This is a genomic window from Emticicia fluvialis, assembly GCF_024793945.1.
Taxonomy (GTDB): domain Bacteria; phylum Bacteroidota; class Bacteroidia; order Cytophagales; family Spirosomataceae; genus Emticicia; species Emticicia fluvialis.
In genome coordinates, this window is record NZ_JANUSD010000008.1 from 36,523 (window position 1) to 56,479 (window position 19,957).

Genomic DNA, 19,957 nt, shown 5'->3' on the forward strand with positions numbered 1-19,957 from the left:
AGTTTTCAACATAAATACTGGTTCTAGTAAAAACCTTGTTCAGAAGGCCGTAGCCAGAGTAAAGTACCCTAATTACATACTGATGGGGCGGTATTTAATGCCAAAAATCAGCAAATAAAGAAAAATTTCAAATAATACAAACATTTGTGCAATAAGAATTTGTTATTTAAGTTAATATTTTGTAACTTCGCACCCTATTTAGCGATACTCTCTTTAAAAACGCTTATCATTCATGAGATTTTTGTCCGATACACAACTTGTTTCACGTAGGGCAGTTGAACAGGGGCAATTATTTTCTTCACTACGAAATATATATTTTCAGCTGGTTTTATAAGCATAAGTACCTCACTCTCAAGAGTCTGTCATAAGCTTGTTGCTATTATGAAACAGCATGTAGTTTAAAAAATTATAAACTTAAAACTTTCAAAGCCTTGAGTCTTACAGTAACCGGTAGAAAAAGTTTTGCAACGGTTTTTCCTGCTATTGATTATCCTGATTTTCTGGATGTGCAGGTAAGATCGTTTCAGGATTTCTTCCAGATTGACACACCAGCCGAAAGCCGCAAAAAAGAAGGGCTTTACAATGTGTTTGCTGAAAACTTCCCAATCGCCGATTCACGCGAGAACTACGTATTGGAGTTTGTTGATTATACAATTGACCCACCGAAATATTCGGTAGATGAGTGTATCGACAGAGGTCTTACTTACGCAGTTCCTTTAAAAGCGAAATTACGTTTGATTTGTAATGACGCCGATAACGAGGATTTCGAGACGATTGAGCAGGAAGTATTCCTGGGCAACATTCCTTATATGAACGAAAGAGGTTCTTTCGTTATCAACGGTGCCGAGCGCGTTATCGTGTCTCAGCTGCACCGTTCTCCGGGTGTATTCTTCTCTATGAGCAAGCATACAAACGGAACCAAGCTTTACTCTGCCCGTGTGATTCCGATGAAAGGTTCATGGATAGAGTTCTCTACAGATGTAAACAACGTTATGTATGCTTACATTGACCGTAAGAAGAAATTCCCGGTTACTACACTTCTTCGTGCCATCGGGTTTGGTTCTGATAAAGAAATCCTGAACCTGTTTGGTCTTTCAGAAGAAATTCCGGGTTCAAAAGAAGCCCTTACCAAAGCTATCGGCCGTCGCTTAGCAGCACGTGTTCTGAGAACCTGGACTGAGGACTTTGTTGACGAGGATACAGGTGAGGTGGTATCAATTGACCGTAACGAAGTGATTTTAGAACGTGACTCTATCATTTCGGAAGGTGACATTGATATTATCCTGAGCACAGAGCAGAAGTCGGTTATTTTACACCGCGAAGACGCCAACGTTTCAGAATTCAACATTATTTATAACACTTTGCAACGCGATAGCTCAAACTCTGAAAAAGAGGCCGTTGAGCAGATTTATCGCCAGTTGCGTAACACCGAAGCTCCTGATGAGGCCACTGCCCGTGAGATTATCCAGGGCTTGTTCTTCTCTGACAAACGTTATGATTTAGGAGAGGTAGGTCGTTACCGTGTAAACACGAAACTGAACCTGACAACTCCATTGGAAACAGGGGTGCTAACCACTGAAGATATTGTTGAGATTGTTAAGTTCTTAATCAGCCTTATTAACTCTAAGGCGGTAGTCGATGATATCGACCACCTTTCGAATCGTCGTGTGCGTACAGTAGGCGAGCAGCTATATGCCCAGTTTGGCGTAGGTCTGGCGCGTATGGCACGTACCATCAAAGAACGTATGAACGTTCGTGATAACGAAGATTTCAAACCGGTTGATTTGATTAATGCCCGTACGCTTTCGTCGGTTATTAACTCATTCTTCGGTACCAACCAGCTGTCGCAGTTTATGGATCAAACCAACCCATTGGCCGAGATTACGCACAAACGTCGTATGTCTGCCCTTGGGCCGGGAGGTTTGAGCCGCGAGCGTGCCGGTTTCGAGGTTCGTGACGTTCACTATACCCACTATGGTCGTTTGTGTACTATCGAAACGCCAGAGGGGCCGAACATCGGTCTTATTTCATCGCTTTGTACGTATGCCAAAATCAACAGCATGGGCTTCATTGAAACCCCATACCTGAAAATTGAGAATGGTAAACTTACCAGCGAACTGATTTATCTGACAGCCGAAGAAGAAGATGGTAAAAACATAGCCATGGCTACGGCCGATGTAGATAAAGAGGGTAACTTCCTGGTTGATACCTTGAAATGTCGTTATGAGGGTGACTTCCCGATGAAGACTCCTGATTCAATTGACTACATGGATATTGCCTCTAACCAGATTGTATCGGTTGCTGCATCGTTGATTCCGTTTATTGAACACGATGACGCCAACCGTGCCCTGATGGGTTCAAACATGCAACGCCAGGCAGTGCCATTGTTACGCCCTGAAGCGCCAATTGTAGGTACAGGTCTTGAAGGCCGCCTGGCTCGTGACTCACGTACCCTTGTAGTAGCAGAAGAAGATGGTGTGATTGAGTTTGTGGATGCTAACATGATTAAGGTACGTTATAACTGGACCAAAGAACAAAATCTGGTTAGTTTCGATACCAACGTTACCACCTACGAATTGATTAAGCATCGTCGTACCAACCAGGATACCTGTATCAACATCCGTCCGATTGTATTAAAAGGACAGGAAGTGAAAAAAGGTCAGATTCTGGTAGAAGGATATGCTACTCAGGGTGGAGAACTTGCATTGGGTCGTAACCTGTTGGTTGCTTTCATGCCTTGGCAGGGATATAACTTTGAGGATGCCATCGTAATTTCTGAAAGAGTTGTACGTGAAGATATCTTTACTTCTATCCATATTGAAGAATATGAACTGGAAGTACGTGACACCAAACGTGGTGAAGAGGAGCTAACAGCTGAGATACCGAACGTTTCGGAAGAAACCGTTAAAAACCTTGACGAAAACGGTATTGTACGCATTGGTACAAGAGTAAAAGAAGGAGATATTCTGATTGGTAAGATTACACCAAAAGGTGAGTCTGACCCAACACCTGAAGAAAAACTTTTACGTGCCATCTTTGGCGACAAAGCCGGCGACGTGAAAGATGCTTCGAAGAAAGCGCCACCATCAATGGACGGTGTGATTATTGATACAAAATTATTCTCTCGCCCAAGTAAAGAAGAGCGTTCGAAACACAAAGACGAGCTGAAAGCCCTGATGAAAAAACACAGCAGAGCTTTGATTGAATTGCGTGACAGAATGCTTGATAAAATCGTGGAATTGCTTGACGGCAAAACTTCGGCAGGCGTGAAACATAAATTCGGTGATGAGCTGATATCGAAAGGCGTGAAATTCAACCGTTCGAATATTGCCAACAACTTGTTCCCGGATAAAAACAATTATGTTGACGAAAGCCAGTATAACGTGCCTGAAGAGGTTAACCTTTTGGGAGACGTGATTCTGGATGGTTGGACAGATGAGTTAGACACCAACAAACTGGTAGTAGCGCTTTGTAAAAACTACCTGGCTCGCCGTAGCGAGGTAATCGGCCGTTTCAAACGTGAAAGATTCGTTCTTGAAGTAGGTGATGAGCTACCGGCAGGTATCGTGAAACTTGCTAAAGTTTACATTGCTAAAAAACGTAAACTGAAAGTAGGTGATAAAATGGCGGGTCGCCACGGAAACAAAGGGGTTGTTGCCAGAATTGTGCGTGACGAAGACATGCCATTCCTGGAAGACGGCACAACAATGGATATCGTGCTGAACCCACTTGGGGTACCTTCTCGTATGAACATCGGTCAGCTTTATGAAGTTGTACTGGGTCTTGCGGGTCGTAAGTTAGGTCGTAAATATGCTACACCAATCTTTGACGGCGCTACTGAGCAACAGGTTTCGGCAGAGTTGTCAGAAGCGGGGCTTCCTCCGTTTGGTCGTTCGCAGCTATACAACGGTCTTTCGGGTGAGCCATTCGATCAGAAAGTTACGGTAGGTATCATGTACATGATGAAACTGGGCCACTTGGTTGATGATAAAATGCACGCCCGTTCTATCGGACCATACTCTCTTATTACACAACAACCGCTGGGTGGTAAAGCACAGTTTGGTGGTCAGCGTTTCGGAGAGATGGAGGTGTGGGCGCTTGAGGCCTTTGGTGCGTCTCATATCCTGCAGGAGATTCTGACAGTTAAGTCTGACGACGTGGTGGGCCGTGCGAAAGCATACGAGGCTATCGTTAAAGGAGAAAACCTTCCGAAAGCCAACATCCCAGAGTCATTTAACGTATTAGTGCACGAGCTGAGAGGCCTTGCACTTGAAATTACCCTGCAATAAGCAATATTACCTGCGTGTTTCTTTCGGGAAACACGCATCAGATTTTAAAAAATCATTTTCACATCAATCATAAGGAAAATGTCTTTAAAGAAAAATAAAAAACTTAACAGCGACTTCAACAGCATAACCATCAGCTTGGCTTCACCTGAGTCAATCCTGGAAAGCTCGTTTGGAGAAGTTACACAGCCGGAAACTATCAACTATCGTACATACAAACCCGAAATGGGTGGTTTGTTTTGCGAGCGTATTTTCGGACCTGTGAAAGACTGGGAGTGTCATTGTGGTAAATATAAGCGTATTCGTTACAAAGGCATTATCTGCGACCGTTGTGGTGTAGAGGTAACCGAAAAGAAAGTGCGCCGCGAGCGCATGGGGCATATCGAACTGGTAGTACCTGTGGCGCATATCTGGTACTTCCGCAGTTTACCTAACAAAATCGGGTATTTGTTAGGAATGTCGTCTAAGAAGCTTGACCAAATTATTTATTATGAACGCTACGTGGTTGTTCAGCCGGGTATCAAGGCAGAAGATGGTATCTCTGCCAACGACTTCCTGACTGAAGAAGAATATCTTGACATTGTTGATAAACTGCCAAGAGAAAACCAGATGCTTGACGATAAAGACCCGAACAAATTTATCGCCAAAATGGGTGCAGAAGCATTAGAAATGATGCTTTCTCGTATCAAGCTGGATGAATTGTCTTATGACTTACGCCACGCCGCCGCTACTGATACTTCTCAACAACGTAAAGCTGAGGCTTTGAAACGTCTGAAAGTGGTAGAGGCATTGCGTGACGCCAATACACGTATTGAAAACAAACCAGAGTGGATGGTTATCCGTATGGTGCCGGTTATTCCACCAGAATTGCGTCCGCTTGTACCTCTTGATGGTGGTCGTTTCGCAACTTCTGACCTGAATGACCTTTACCGCCGTGTGATTATCCGTAACAACCGTTTGAAACGTCTGTTGGAAATCAAAGCGCCTGAGGTAATCTTGCGTAACGAAAAACGTATGTTGCAAGAGGCTGTCGATTCACTTTTCGACAACTCTCGTAAAGTAAACGCCGTTCGTTCTGAAGGTAACCGTGCTTTGAAATCACTTTCAGATATGTTGAAAGGTAAACAAGGCCGTTTCCGCCAGAACCTTTTAGGTAAACGTGTTGACTACTCGGGTCGTTCGGTAATTGTGGTAGGTCCTGAATTGAAACTACATGAGTGCGGTTTGCCAAAAGATATGGCAGCAGAGCTGTTTAAACCGTTTATTATCAGAAAACTGATTGAACGCGGAATTGTGAAAACAGTGAAATCTGCCAAGAAAATTGTTGACAGAAAAGATGCCGTAGTTTGGGATATTCTTGAAAACGTATTGAAAGGCCACCCGGTTCTGCTAAACCGTGCCCCTACGCTTCACCGCTTGGGTATTCAGGCTTTCCAGCCTAAATTGGTAGAGGGTAAGGCTATCCAGTTGCACCCATTAGTTTGTACGGCCTTCAACGCCGACTTTGACGGTGACCAGATGGCGGTACACGTGCCGCTTGGCCAGGAAGCCATCATGGAGGCATCTATCCTGATGCTGGCTTCGCACAACATCCTGAACCCTGCCAATGGTGCGCCAATTACGGTACCATCGCAAGACATGGTGTTGGGTCTGTACTACGTAACTAAAGGACGTGTTTCTTCTGCTGATGATCCGGTTCCTGGTGATGGAATGACATTCTATTCTCCTGAAGAGGTAATCATTGCCTTGAACGAAGGTAGAATCTCTAAACACGCACACATTAAATGCCGTGTGAAAGTGAAAGATGAAAACGGCCAGTTGGTATTGAAAATAGTAAATACAGTGGCAGGTCGTATTCTGTTCAACCAGTGTGTGCCTGAAGAAGTAGGTTATCTTGACGAATTGTTGACCAAGAAAAAACTTCAACAGTTGATTGGTCGCGTATTTAAAGAAGCCGGATATGCCCGTACAGCAAAATTCCTTGATGATATTAAAGAACTGGGTTATCAGACGGCCTTCAGAGGAGGTTTGTCAATCGGTTTGGATAACATCATTATACCGGAAGAAAAAACAAAATTGATCACCGATGCCAAAGCAGAAGTAGAAGAGGTACAAAACAACTATATGTTTGGTATCATTACCGAGCGTGAGCGTTACAACCAGATTATTGATATCTGGGGCCGTGTAAACACACGTATCCGTGAGGTATTGTTGAGACAATTAGAAGCAGACCAGAAAGGTTTCAACCCAATCTATATGATGATGCACTCTGGTGCACGTGGTTCGCAAGAGCAGGTGCGTCAGTTGGGTGGTATGCGTGGATTGATGGCGAAACCACAGAAAAATATTCAGGGTTCAGTAGGTGAAATCATCGAGAACCCGATTTTGTCAAACTTCAAAGAAGGCCTTGACGTACTAGAGTACTTTATCTCTACCCATGGTGCCCGTAAAGGTTTGGCCGATACAGCCTTGAAAACAGCCGATGCGGGTTATCTGACACGTCGTTTGCATGACGTAGCTCAGGACGTGGTAGTAAACGAAGTAGACTGCGGTACACTACGCGGTATTCAGGTTTCTGCATTGAAAGACAACGAAGATATCGTTGAGCCGTTATCAGAACGTATCCTGGGTCGTACATCAGTTTATGATATCATTGACCCACTTACCAAAAAACTGATTATCAAGTCAGGTGAGGAAATTACTGAAGAAATTGCTGCTGAAATTGACGAAACAGCCATTGAAACAGTAGAGATTCGTTCGGCATTGACTTGCGAAACGCAAACAGGTGTGTGTTCGAAATGTTACGGACGTAACCTGGCAACCGGCCGTATGGCCGACATCGGTGAAGCTGTGGGTGTTATTGCCTCGCAGTCAATCGGTGAGCCTGGTACACAGCTTACACTTCGTACGTTCCACACAGGGGGTACTGCCCAGAACGTTGCCTCTGATGCCAGCATCAAAGCCAAATTCGGTGGGGTTGTTCAACTGGAAGAGATGCGTACCGTACAATCGTCTGACCGTGAAGGTAACGAAATTACCATCGTGTTGGGTCGTCGTGGTGAAATCCGTATCGTTGAAGAAGGTACCAATAACATCCTGATTACCAATAACGTACCTTACGGTGCTACGCTTGAAGTAAAAGATGGCGATGTTGTGAAGAAAGGTGACCCGCTTTGTCACTGGGATCAGTTCAATGCCGTTATTCTTTCTGAGTTGGATGGTACCATTGAGTACGAAGCCATCGAAGAAAATATTACCTTTAAAGAAGAGGCTGACGAACAGACCGGTTTCCGTGATAAGGTTATTATCGAGTCTAAAGACCGTTCTAAAAACCCGGCCATTATTATCAGAACCGCCAGCGGCGAAGACGAAAAAGCATATAACTTACCTGTAATGGCACGTTTGACTGTAGAAAACGGTCAGGCTATCAAAGCAGGTCAGGTTCTGGCCAAGATTCCTCGCGCTATTAATATGAACCGCGACATCACCGGTGGTTTGCCTCGTGTAACCGAGTTATTTGAGGCTCGTAACCCATCGAACCCTGCCGTTGTTTCTGAGATTGACGGTATCGTTCAGTACGGTAATGTTAAACGTGGTAACCGTGAGATTTTTGTAGAAGCAAAAGACGGTGTTAAAATGAAATACATGGTGCCTCTGTCGAAACTGATTCTGGTACAGGATGGTGACTTCGTTTTAGCTGGTGACCCACTATCTGATGGCGCCATTACTCCGGCTGATATTCTACGTATCAAAGGGCCTACCGCCGTTCAGGAATACCTCGTTAACGAAGTACAGGCCGTTTATCGCCAGCAAGGTGTGAAGATTTCAGACAAGCACATTGAGGTTATTGTACGTCAGATGATGCAGAAAGTTGAAATCGTTGATTCAGGAGATACTTTGTTCCTTGAATACCAGATGGTAGATAAATGGGTGGTTCGTTTAGCGAACGACAAAATTATGGACAAAAAAGTAGTAATGGATGCCGGTGCTTCTGACAAGTTTAAGCCTGGTCAGATTATCACCGCCCGCGAAATGCGTGATGAAAACAGCCGTTTAAAACGTGCTGACCTTGCGCAGATTCAGGTGCGTGATGCCATGCCGGCCGTTTCTCGTCCTACCTTGCAAGGTATCACTACTGCTTCGTTAGGTACAGAGTCATTCATTTCTGCGGCATCGTTCCAGGAAACCACCAAAGTATTGTCAGAGGCTGCTGTAAGAGGTAAGCGCGATATGCTTGAAGGTTTGAAAGAAAACGTTATCGTAGGTCACCTGATTCCTGCCGGAACTGGTAACCGTAAATACCAGAACATTCTGGTTGGTAGCAAAGCTGAACTGGAAGCCGCCGCTGAAAAGCGTCGCTCTCAGGAAGCTGCGAAACAACGCAGAGAATATGTGTAAATAATACAGTGATTTAAGTCTTTGAATCACGTAATGATAAGAACTCCTCCCTGCCTTTTGGTGGGGAGGAGTTTGTTTTTTATTGGGGTTATTAACGTATTCAGCATTACCTTAAGTTGGTAGTTTTATTTTTTTTGTAGGAACAAAATCTACAACAAATGGGGTATTATTACCTTTTTGGGCTAGTAAAAAGGTAGATAAAAGGTGTGGAATGTTTTCTTTATAGTTAATACAGAGCCTGACAGGCTCCGTAACTAATTTTCACATAAACCAATAAAAGCATGAAAACTATATCATTGTTATTAGTGTCTGCTTTCATTTCATTTGCGACACTTGCGCAGCAGTCAGACGCAAGAAAGGTGTCAGTTGGCGGCGCAGAGATGAGTTCTTATAAGAATGTGGTGACAAATCTGGAGAATTCGAGAGACCATACCAAGTTTATTTCGGCGGTTAAAGCGGTAGGGTTATCCAATGCGCTGCAAGGGCCAGGGCTATTTACTGTTTTAGCGCCTACAAATGACGCTTTTGCCAGAATTGCTTCAAGACAATCTAAATCGGCGCTAAACAAGGTTTTGTTATACCACGTAATAGATGGTATCTGGGATTCAAACAGTATAAAAACCGCCGTGAATGGAAACGGTGGATCGGTATCAGTAAAGACTATGCAAGGCGGGTATCTTAAGTTTACAACCAGCGGAGATAACATAGTTATTACTGACGAAAGCGGTGCTATTGCATCAATTACCTCTAAGCCAATATACCAGAGTAACGGTATAACTTATGTGGTAGATTCAATACTGATGCCTTCTGAAAGCAAAATGGTAGTAAGTAGGCAATAAGAAAATCAGCGGGTTAATATATAAAGCAGTAAGAGGTTATTCAGATAACCTTTTGCTGTTTTTGTTTTAGAAGAGGTTGAGTTGTTCTTGTTTTGGCAGGCTGCCTTCATGGCGAAGAAGCCATTCTTTACGCCATAAATCTCCACCATAGCCCACCAGTGTTTTATCAGAACCTATTACCCGGTGGCAGGGTAAGATGATAGTTAAAGGATTATTGCCATTGGCTACGCCCACAGCTCTGATGGCCTTTTCATTACCCAACCGACGTGATAGCTCAAGATAAGAGATTGTCTTGCCGTAGGGTATGCTTTTGAGGGTTTCCCATACCAACTTTTGGAAGTCGGTTCCTGCCGGAAGCAGTGGCAGGTCAAACTCGGTAAGCTGACCGCTGAAATAGGCATCAAATTGCCTGATACATTCATCAATAATGGGTGAATTTTCGAGCGTTTCCTTCAATTGTCGGCTGGGTTTTTTCTGTGCTTCCCGAAAAAGAACATGGGTAAGGTGTGTATGAGTAGCTATGAGCTCCAGCGCTCCCAATGGTGATTGATAATGCCTTACGTAAATCATTCCTGTTGAATTTTACCTGAATATAGGCTTATTAAACAACAAAGTCGCCAAAAAAATCAGCGACTTTGTTAGGTATTGTATCTAAAACACAGGTTAGTCAATCAAAACGGCTTTTCCGCTTATTACGTCTTCTTCCACGTGTTTATATTTTACATCACGTTTTATGGTACCATCTTTGTACTGCACGCTTACACGTTGGTTTCTATCGGCAATTTTCTGCTGGCGGGCCGGGGTGGCGCGTACAGAAGAATCAGAACCACCATCGCCCTCGTCTGCCTTGTTGGTTTGCAATTTCGGTTTGTCTTCTTTCTGAGGAGCCGCCATTTGTTGGAAACGAAGCTCTACCACATTGGCTTTCATCAAGAAACTCACGGTATCGGTATTAACCTTGTTCAGGAAATTCTTAAACAACTCTACCGCCTCAAATTTATAGATTAACAAGGGGTCTTTTTGCTCATAAGAGGCATTCTGAACCGATTGTTTCAGGTCGTCCATGTCACGCAGGTGTTCTTTCCATTCCTGGTCAATTACCGTCAGCGAAATATTCTTTTCAATTTCTTTAATCAGCTCACGGCCATCACTATTTACGGCGCTTTTCAGGTTGCAGTATAAGCCTATATTTTGGGTGCCGTCACCAATAATGGCAATAAACGGCTCATCAACCATTGCACGGCGGTCTTTCAGCACATCAGCCAGCACAGGCACCATGTTTTTACGGATGGCATCATTCTTGGCTTTGTAGGTTCTTTCAGCCTGCTGATACAATCGGTCTACCAGCTTGCTGTTTCCCTTAGTGAACTCATGACGCTCAATTTCAGGCTTTATGCTTAACTTCTGAATGCAGCGCAGCTCAAACTCATCATAATTGCCCTCTGCGTTCATCACGATATCATTACAGGTATCGTAAAGAATATTGGCGATGTCTAAAGAAAGGCGGTCACCAAAAAGCGCATTTTTACGGCGTTTATAGATTGTATCACGCTGGATATTCATTACGTCGTCATACTCAATCAAACGCTTACGGGTACCAAAGTTATTCTCCTCTACTTTTTTCTGTGCTCTTTCAATAGAGTTGGTAATCATAGAGTGCTGAATCACCTCGCCTTCTTCCATACCCATTCTGTCCATTACTTTCGCTATGCGGTCAGAACCGAACAAACGCATCAGCTGGTCTTCCAGCGACACAAAGAACTGCGATGTGCCCGGGTCTCCCTGACGACCTGCACGCCCTCTCAACTGGCGGTCTACACGGCGCGAATCGTGGCGTTCGGTACCAATAATGGCCAATCCACCGGCAGCTTTACTTTCAGGTGTCAGTTTAATATCCGTACCGCGGCCCGCCATGTTGGTAGCAATGGTAACTGTACCTGGTTTGCCGGCCTCTGCTACAATATCTGCCTCACGGGCATGTTGCTTGGCGTTCAATACCTGATGCGGAACCTTCAGAAGTGTCAGTTTTTTACTCAATATTTCCGAGTTCTCAACCGAAGTTGTACCAACCAGAACCGGGCGACCAATTTTTACCAGTTGTTCAATTTCTTCAACTACTGCATTATATTTTTCGCGAACGGTTTTATACACTTTATCTTCTTCGTCTCGGCGAACAATGGCTCTGTTGGTAGGGATACTCACTACGTCCAGCTTATAGATTTTCCAGAACTCTCCTGCTTCTGTTTCGGCCGTACCGGTCATACCGGCCAGCTTATGGTACATACGGAAATAGTTCTGAAGCGTAATGGTAGCGTAGGTCTGGGTTGAATCTTCAACCTTTACGTTTTCTTTGGCTTCAACTGCCTGGTGCAAGCCATCTGACCAACGGCGGCCATCCATGATACGACCTGTCTGCTCGTCAACAATCATTACCTTGTTGTCTAGTACTACGTATTCTACGTCTTTCTCAAACAGGGTATAGGCTTTCAATAATTGGTTAACGGCATGAATACGCTCGGCTTTGGTAGAGTAATCACGAATCAGCTCGTCTTTTTTAACAATTTTCTCCTGCTCGCTTAAATCAGATTTCTCAATGGCGTTCAGGTCAACACCCAAATCAGGCATCAGGAAGAAGTTTTGCTCTTCGCCTTCGCTGGATATAAAATCAAGACCTTTATCTGTTAACTCAATAGAGTTGTTTTTTTCTTCAATGGTAAAGTACAACGGAGCATCGGCTTCCGGCATCAGTTTCTGGTTTTCTGCCAGGTAAGTAGACTCTGTTTCATGCAAAATCTGTCTCATGCCTTGCTCAGACAAGAACTTAATCAACGGTTTGCTTTTAGGTAAACCTCTGAAAGCACGAAACAAGGCCAGGCCACCCTCTTTTTTATTGCCGGCTGCTATCAGTTTTTTGGCTTCGTTCAGGTAGCTGTTGGTAAGGGTTTTCTGTGCTTCAACAATGCGCTGGATACGCGGCTTGAGCGATAGGAACAACTCTTCATCACCGGTGCGAGACATAGGCCCGCTGATAATCAGAGGCGTACGGGCATCGTCAATCAAAACTGAGTCAACCTCATCTACCATAGCATAGTGGTGTTCGCGTTGTACCAGTTCTTCGGGGTCATTTACCATGTTATCGCGCAGGTAATCAAACCCGAACTCATTATTGGTACCATAGGTGATACCTGCCTGGTAGGCTGCTCTGCGAGCCGACGAGTTGGCGGGGTATTTATCGATACAATCGCAGGTGATACCGTTAAACTCAAAAATAGGTGCCATCCACTCCGAGTCACGGCGGGCAAGGTAGTCGTTCACGGTTACAATGTGTACACCTTTACCGGCAAGTGCATTCAGAAACGCAGGGAACGTAGCCACAAGGGTTTTACCTTCGCCGGTTGCCATTTCAGCAATTTTACCTTTATGAAGCGCCGCGCCACCAATAATCTGTACATCGTAATGTACCATGTTCCAGGTTATCATGTTACCTGCTGCCTGCCATTGGTTTTGCCAGATAGCCTTATCGCCCTCAATTCTGATATGCCCTTTCTTCATGGCCAGTTCGCGGTCAAGATGTGTGGCGGTAACAACAATTTCGTTATTTTCAGTAAAACGGCGGGCTGTTTCTTTTACAATGGCAAAAGCCTTGGGTAGTATTTCAATCAGAACTTCTTCCAGTTCTTTATTGCGGTCGAGTTTAAGCGAATCAATTTTTTTGAAAACAGCCTCTTTTTCATCCACCTCCATATCAGGGTTTTCGCTGATACTTGTTCTCAATTGATTGATCTGGTCGTCGATATGAGCCAGTTTCTGGGCAATATAATTTTGTAAATCTACTGTTTTCTGACGAAACTCATCATGGGAAAGATTTTGTAACCTGGCAAACTCTTCGTTTGTCTGTCCTACATAAGGCTGTAACTCCTTATTATCTCTATCAGACTTTGTTCCAAAAATCTGGGTGATTCCCTTGGTTAAAAAATTCAACATTTGTATATCTTGTTCGTTAATTTCTGATGTATAAAAAATATTACCCGTCAAATACCTCTCCAAAGCGGGTAAACCTGCCATTTTGTCAATTATTAAATGGCTGATTGCAAACCGTTTCTGAATGAAAGGCTGCAAATTTAAGATTTTATGACAGTTTAATAACCACAAAAATAGAGGAATATTGTTAATATCTGTCCATGAAATAGGGTGAACGGTAAAATTTTAAACTTTATTTAATACTTTTTCTTTTTAGATACGTAGCAAATCTGCCTTTTCTTCTTCAATTTTGGATTTAAAAAACAGTACCCGATGTTTGAATCATTGCAGAGAGATTTTGAGGGAGAATTGTACTTCAGAAATACCGTTGTTGACGACGCCATAAGAACCGTTTATGCCACCGATGCTTCAGTGTATCAGGAAAAACCCATTGCCGTGGCCTTGCCTAAAAGTGTAAATGATATCCGCAGCCTGATAAACCTGGCCAGTACCAGACAGCTCACCATTATACCGCGTGCAGCCGGAACTTCTCTGGCAGGGCAGGTAGTAGGCAAAGGGCTGGTGGTTGATATCTCCAAAAACTTTACCGGTATTCTGGAAATAAACAGAGAAGAGAAATGGGTGCGCGTGCAGCCGGGGGTGATTCGTGACGATTTGAATGCGTATCTGAAACCTTACGGGCTGATGTTTGGCCCGGAAACTTCAACCTCAAGCCGGGCCATGATAGGTGGTATGATTGGTAATAATTCATGCGGGTTGCATTCAATTATATGGGGCACAACCAGAGATAACCTGCTGGAAGTAAAGGCTTTGTTGTCTGATGGCAGTGAGGCCGTTTTTGGTGCGCTGACAACTGAAGAACTGGATAAAAAATGCGGGCTGCAGAATACTGAGGGCCGAATTTACAAAGAAATACTGGCGCTGGTAACAGATGCAGAGAACAGAGAGGCAATCAGAGAGGGGTTCCCAAAAAAAAGTGTTACCCGCAGAAATACAGGCTATGCTTTGGATGTGCTGGAAGAAATGGCCGCATTTGAGGATGACCGCCTGTTTAACCTGAGCAGCCTGATTGCCGGGTCTGAAGGTACGCTTTGTTTTGTAACAGAAGCCAAATTAAAGCTGATAGACCTGCCACCTGCTGTGGCCGGTATGGTAGCGGTGCATACTTCTACGCTCCATGAAGCGCTTTTGGCCAACCTGATTGCCCTGAAGCACGGGTGTTCGGCTTCTGAGTTGGTGGATGATTTTATTATGGAGTTCACCAAAACCAATATTGAGCAATCAAAAAACAGGTTCTTTATAGAAGGCGGCCCAAAGGCCATACTGATGGTGGAGTTTTTTACCGATACCCCTGCCGATTTGCAGGATAAGGCAGAAAAGCTGATTGCAGCGCTTAAAGAAAATAATCTGGGATATGCCTACCCCATACTTTTGGGCGATGATGCCAGAAAGGCTTGGGATGTACGGAAAGGGGGGCTGGGCTTATTAAGAAACCTGCACGGCGATACGCAACCCGTTAACCTGATAGAAGATTGCGCAGTAGCAGTAGAAGACCTGCCTGCCTATATAGATGAACTGGAAGCATTGCTGAAAAAGCATGAGGTACAATACTCTATGTATGCGCATGCCGGGGCAGGGGAGCTGCACGTTGAACCTATGGTGAACCTGAAATCTACTGAGGGCAGAGCGCTTTTCCGTACTATTCTGGCAGAAACGGCAGCATTGGTGAAAAAATATGGTGGCTCGCTTTCAGGAGAACATGGCGACGGCAGGCTGAGGGGAGAGTTTATACCCTTTATGATGGGCGATAAAAACTATGCGCTCTTTAAAGAAGTGAAGCAGATTTTTGACCCTGCCGGTGTTTTTAATAAAGGTAAAATTGTGGATACTCCACCAATGAACGAGTTTCTGCGTTATGAAGCCGATAAACCTGCACCCCAACAAAAAACGGTATATGATTTTTCGAGGCAGGAAAGTATGCTTCGCCTGGCAGAGAAATGTAGTGGCTCTGGCGATTGCCGGAAAACCGAAATAACCGGAGGCACCATGTGCCCCAGCTACATGGCTACCCGAAGCGAAAGAGACACCACCCGGGCAAGAGCCAATATATTACGGCAGTATCTTACTGCCTCAGAAGAAAGAGAAGTAGCGGGTGAAGAAGAAACCAAAGAGATTCTCGACCTGTGTTTGTCATGCAAAGCATGCAAGTCAGAATGCCCGTCAAGTGTGGACATAGCCAAAATGAAAGGCGAGTTTTTGCAACAATATTATGATAAAAACGGTGTTCCGTTTCGGGCCAGACTGATAGGCAATTTTACCAGACAGATGCGGCTGGCAAGTGTAGCACCCTGGGCTTATAATTTTGTTTTCAAGACTGAATTTACCCGCCGAATAGCCAACCGAATTGTAGGTTTCCACCCCGACCGTAGTATGCCTGCGCTGCATAGTCAGACTTTGAGGAACTGGTTTAAGAATAATAAGCAGGCAAACGGTTTCAGGTCTGACAAGAAAGTGCTGTTATTCTGTGATGAGTTTACTGACTTTAATGATGTAGAAGTAGGCAAAAAACTGATTCTGCTTTTACAAAAGCTGGGGTATCAGGTATTGATACCGAATCATGTAGAAAGTGGCAGAACGTATCTGTCGAAAGGCATGATACGTGAGGCGCAAAAGATAGCTATTCAAAATGTGAATCTTTTGAATGATATGGTAACAAGCGAGGTGCCCATTATAGGCATAGAACCCTCGGCCATTCTGACACTGAAAGATGAATATCTGGAGCTGGTGCCTGAAAATTTGAGAGAAGCAGCGCAAAAGATTGCTGCCAACACTTATATTTTTGATGAATGGTTTGCTTTGGAAATAGACAGAGGGAACATTAGCAAAGAACTATTTACCACTGAAAAGCGATTGATTAAACTGCATGGGCATTGCCATCAGAAAGCATTGTCTTCACTTACACCCAGCAAAAAGAGTTTATCATTGCCAATCAATTATGAGGTGCATCTTATTCCGTCGGGTTGTTGTGGTATGGCTGGCTCGTTTGGGTATGAGGCTGAACACTATGAGGTATCAATGCAGATAGGTGAGTTGGTGCTTTTCCCGACGGTGAGAAAACAGCCGGAAGAAGTGATAATAGCTGCCCCGGGAACCAGTTGTCGGCATCAGATAAAAGACGGCACAGGCCGTATAGCCAAGCATCCGGCTGAGATTTTGTATGAGGCTTTGCTTTAATGTGGGGCGAACTTTCAGTTCGCCTTTATTATAAAAGAAGTATCTATTAAATGGCGATCTAAAAGTTCGCCCCACAAATACTTTAATAAGACTCTCTCTCGTTCGGGAAATCTGATGATTTCACATCTTTTGTGTAGTTCACAACGGCCTCGGTCATTATAGTATGCAAATCGGCATATCGACGTAAAAAACGCGGCGAAAATTCTTTGTTAATGCCCAGCATATCGTGTACCACCAGAATCTGTCCGTCACAATGCGGGCCCGCCCCGATACCAATGGTAGGTATGCTGATACTCTCTGTTACCTGTTTAGCCAATTGTGCCGGAATCTTCTCTAACACCACACCAAAACAGCCGATTTCGTCCAGCATTTTAGCATTTTCTATCAGTTGTCCGGCCTCTTCTTCTTCCTTCGCTCTTACGGCATAGGTACCAAATTTATAGATTGACTGTGGGGTAAGCCCCAGATGGCCCATTACCGGAATACCCGCACTAAGAATACGGACAATCGATTCTTTCACCTCAATGCCGCCTTCCAGTTTCACTGCATGCCCGCCTGATTCTTTCATGATTCTGATGGCCGAGCGAAGCGCTTCTGACGAATTACCCTGGTAAGAACCAAAGGGTAAATCAACCACCACCAGGGCTCTTTTAACGGCTTTTACCACAGCCTGTGCATGATAAATCATGTTATCAACCGTAATTGGCAGAGTTGTTTCATGACCTGCCATGACGTTTGAGGCCGAATCACCCACCAGAATTACTTCTACACCGCCACCATCAATGATTTTGGCCATTGAGTAGTCGTAAGAGGTTAGGCAGGCTATTTTATCGCCTTTACTTTTCATTTCCTGAAGGGTATGAGTGGTAATGCGTTTTATTTCAGAATGAGTAGACATATCAAAAAATGTGAATTTGTGATTGAGCGAATTAAACTTACACTCGTTTAATTATGCGTATATGCAGATTTTCCTATAACGTTTCTGTGTGTTTTTAGTTCTTTCATAGCATTAAGAAACCCCGGGCTATTTCGGTGCCAGCCAGTTTTCGGGGTTCAGCCTTGCCGTATTATGCCATATCTGAAAGTTAATCTCGGTGGCTCCGCCTGACTCACCTGCAGTGCCAATGGTTTCTTTGGTATTTATTTTCTGGCCAACAGCGGCAAATACCTGGCTCAGATTCGCATAAACCGTAAAGTAGTCGCCGTGCTGAATAGCCACTACTTTGCCAAGCCCGGGTATAGAGGTAATGTCTTTAACTACCCCGGCATAAACGGCACGCACCGTGGCATTTGAGGGCGTCTGTATATCTATACCGTTATTGTTTATCATTACTCCGTGCAGCACCGGATGTTCTTTTACGCCGAACCGGTCTGAAATAAATCCTTTTTGCACCGGCCAGGGAAGACGCGCGCGTGAAGCCCCGAAAGAACGCCCCAGTGTAGTTTCGGTTGCGTCCAGTTCAATTATTGCTTTGTTATTCTTTTTGGCTGGCGCTATGTTTTTCAATTTAGCGTCGTTATCCTGCTTTAACTCAGTTTCTTTGTTTTTTCTTGAAATCTCTCTTGAAACAATGCCGGCAATGAGGTTATCCAGTTTGGTAACCGATTGTCTGGTTGCTTCAATTTCTCGCCTTAAATCTTTCTCTTTTTTAGATAGCTCGCCCACCATCAGGGTTTGTTTGGTTTTAAGCACCTCCAGATTTTTTGTTTCTACTACTTTGGCCGTTATTATTTTTTTCTTGTCGGTACGTTTGCCTTCCAGGTTGGTTTGCCGCTCTCGCAGCAAGGCAGTAACCTTGTTCATTTGTAGAACCTGTGCCTTTCGGTTTTCGGTATATTGTTGCAGATACTTGTAGCGCATCAGCAATTCGTTAAAAGATGAGGCTGAGAATAAAAAACTGAGCTTATTAAGCTGCCCACTATGCTTTGAAGCGGCGTAAAGCATGGCGGCGTATTCTTGTTGCAGTTTAGTAAGTCTGTTTTCCAGCGTTCCTTTGGCGCTGATAATATCCTGCATTTCCATGTCAATCAGCTCAATATCCTGCTCCATCAGGCTTATTTGCTCTTCCTGAGACGAAATCTGTTCTTTTAATGCCTTGATATTGCCAACGGTTACTTCTTTTTTAGCTCGTGCAGTTTCAAGCGCTTTTCTGGTTTCGGCAATTTTTTCTAGATTTCTTCTTTTTTCTGCCTCCAGTTGTGCGCGTGTTTTCCGCGTCCGCTGCGCAAACGCCGGTTGGCCTAACAAGAATAAGGAAACAAAGCAGGTAAGTAAGAAATATGTTTTATGCTTCAAAGACATCAGGTATTAAAGGTGGCTTTGCCGGGCTAATTAGACGAGTATCCCTTGGGTATGCTAAACGAGAACCCGGGACTTTCATTTAAAAATTCGACTCTATTATGCTGCAAATTTATGAAAGTCTGCGTTGTTTTATCATCTTTTGGGGTATCAATCTTGGTAATGATTTCCTGGGGGAACAAAAAATTGTTGATTTCCAGAAAATTGCTGTAGTCAATCTGCATTCTGTTGCCGCTGGTTGACTCGGCCGCTGTCAGCTTCTGCAATTTCAGGTTGCTCTCGGCAATGAAGTTTTCAATGGCTATGCCGTTTTCCAGTTGTCTGATCACAAAGTTGCCATCTTGCCTGGTTATATCATCAGTTTCGCGCTTGAGCAAAGGCATATTGCCAATGAGAATAGACTGCACCAGATTATAATTAAGATTGAATTTAAACCGGCGGCTAAGAGAAGCAAAATCGTATTTGTAATAGGTGCGGTGTAGCCTGTCAATAAAAATAACCGAGTCCTGGGTAATAATACCCCTGGCTACTTCAAGACCTACGGCTATAGACAACCAAATTTTATTGTCTTTTTCAACGTGCACCGTTACGGGGAACGACTGAGACTCGGTACCCGAGGTGTAATTAATTTTAGAGCGTATTTTCAGAAATCTGAAATCAACTTCGGCCGGTGTTACATTTATTTTAGCCAGATTAACCGAAGGAACCACACTATCACTTTGGGCCGGGGCACCCTCCTGAGCTATTGCTACATTGGTGGAATCGCTGGTTTCTGTTTTATATATTTTATGACGCTTACAAGCCGATGTAAATATTATTACCAGGCACGAAAATGTAAGAACTATATAACGATTAAGCATGCAAGTGCGGGTTTAATGAATTGATACAGGTTTTTCAAACTAAAAATTCAGAGTAAACAT

At 44.0% G+C, this 19,957-nt stretch carries 9 protein-coding genes; 4 read left to right on the forward strand and 5 right to left on the reverse strand.

What is annotated here, in order from left to right; translation table 11 throughout:
- Window positions 1-431: 431 nt before the first annotated feature.
- The 3 genes from rpoB (at window position 432) to NZ848_RS10755 (ending at window position 9,523) form a co-directional block, all read left to right on the forward strand.
- Window positions 432-4,289 (forward strand): DNA-directed RNA polymerase subunit beta, encoded by a 3,858-nt coding sequence (rpoB, locus tag NZ848_RS10745; protein WP_253532368.1) that lies wholly within the window; start codon window positions 432-434, stop codon window positions 4,287-4,289.
- 78 nt (window positions 4,290-4,367) lie between these two features.
- Complete coding sequence (gene rpoC, locus NZ848_RS10750) at window positions 4,368-8,684, forward strand: DNA-directed RNA polymerase subunit beta' (RefSeq protein ID WP_253532370.1); 4,317 nt, start codon at window positions 4,368-4,370, stop codon at window positions 8,682-8,684.
- A 281-nt stretch (window positions 8,685-8,965) separates the two neighbouring features.
- Window positions 8,966-9,523 carry a fasciclin domain-containing protein gene (locus NZ848_RS10755; protein ID WP_259015488.1) on the forward strand — a complete coding sequence of 186 codons (558 nt, stop codon included), beginning with the start codon at window positions 8,966-8,968 and terminating at the stop codon, window positions 9,521-9,523.
- Window positions 9,524-9,589: 66 nt separating this feature from the next.
- On the opposite strand, the gene NZ848_RS10760 is transcribed toward NZ848_RS10755, so the two are convergent.
- Window positions 9,590-10,093, reverse strand: a complete 504-nt coding sequence (locus NZ848_RS10760) for a methylated-DNA--[protein]-cysteine S-methyltransferase (protein ID WP_259015489.1) — start codon at window positions 10,091-10,093, stop codon at window positions 9,590-9,592.
- Between the two features lie 93 nt (window positions 10,094-10,186).
- Window positions 10,187-13,507, reverse strand: a complete 3,321-nt coding sequence (gene secA, locus NZ848_RS10765) for a preprotein translocase subunit SecA (protein ID WP_259015490.1) — start codon at window positions 13,505-13,507, stop codon at window positions 10,187-10,189.
- Between the two features lie 309 nt (window positions 13,508-13,816).
- On the opposite strand from secA, the gene NZ848_RS10770 reads away from it, so the two are divergent.
- A complete protein-coding gene (locus tag NZ848_RS10770) occupies window positions 13,817-16,738 on the forward strand; it encodes an FAD-binding and (Fe-S)-binding domain-containing protein (protein WP_259015491.1) in 2,922 nt (973 codons plus the stop codon).
- An 82-nt stretch (window positions 16,739-16,820) separates the two neighbouring features.
- Here the strand turns inward: NZ848_RS10770 and panB are convergent, their stop codons facing one another.
- The 3 genes from panB to NZ848_RS10785 all read right to left on the reverse strand — a co-directional run bounded on the left by panB (window position 16,821) and on the right by NZ848_RS10785 (window position 19,897).
- Window positions 16,821-17,636: a 3-methyl-2-oxobutanoate hydroxymethyltransferase gene (panB, locus tag NZ848_RS10775; protein ID WP_253532391.1), complete on the reverse strand. Its 816-nt coding sequence runs from the start codon at window positions 17,634-17,636 to the stop codon at window positions 16,821-16,823.
- Window positions 17,637-17,762: 126 nt separating this feature from the next.
- On the reverse strand, window positions 17,763-19,034 hold the full coding sequence (locus NZ848_RS10780) for a murein hydrolase activator EnvC family protein (protein ID WP_259015492.1): 1,272 nt from the start codon (window positions 19,032-19,034) through the stop codon (window positions 17,763-17,765).
- A 32-nt stretch (window positions 19,035-19,066) separates the two neighbouring features.
- Window positions 19,067-19,897, reverse strand: a complete 831-nt coding sequence (locus tag NZ848_RS10785) for a DUF4292 domain-containing protein (RefSeq protein ID WP_259015493.1) — start codon at window positions 19,895-19,897, stop codon at window positions 19,067-19,069.
- Between the last annotated feature and the right edge of the window lie 60 nt (window positions 19,898-19,957).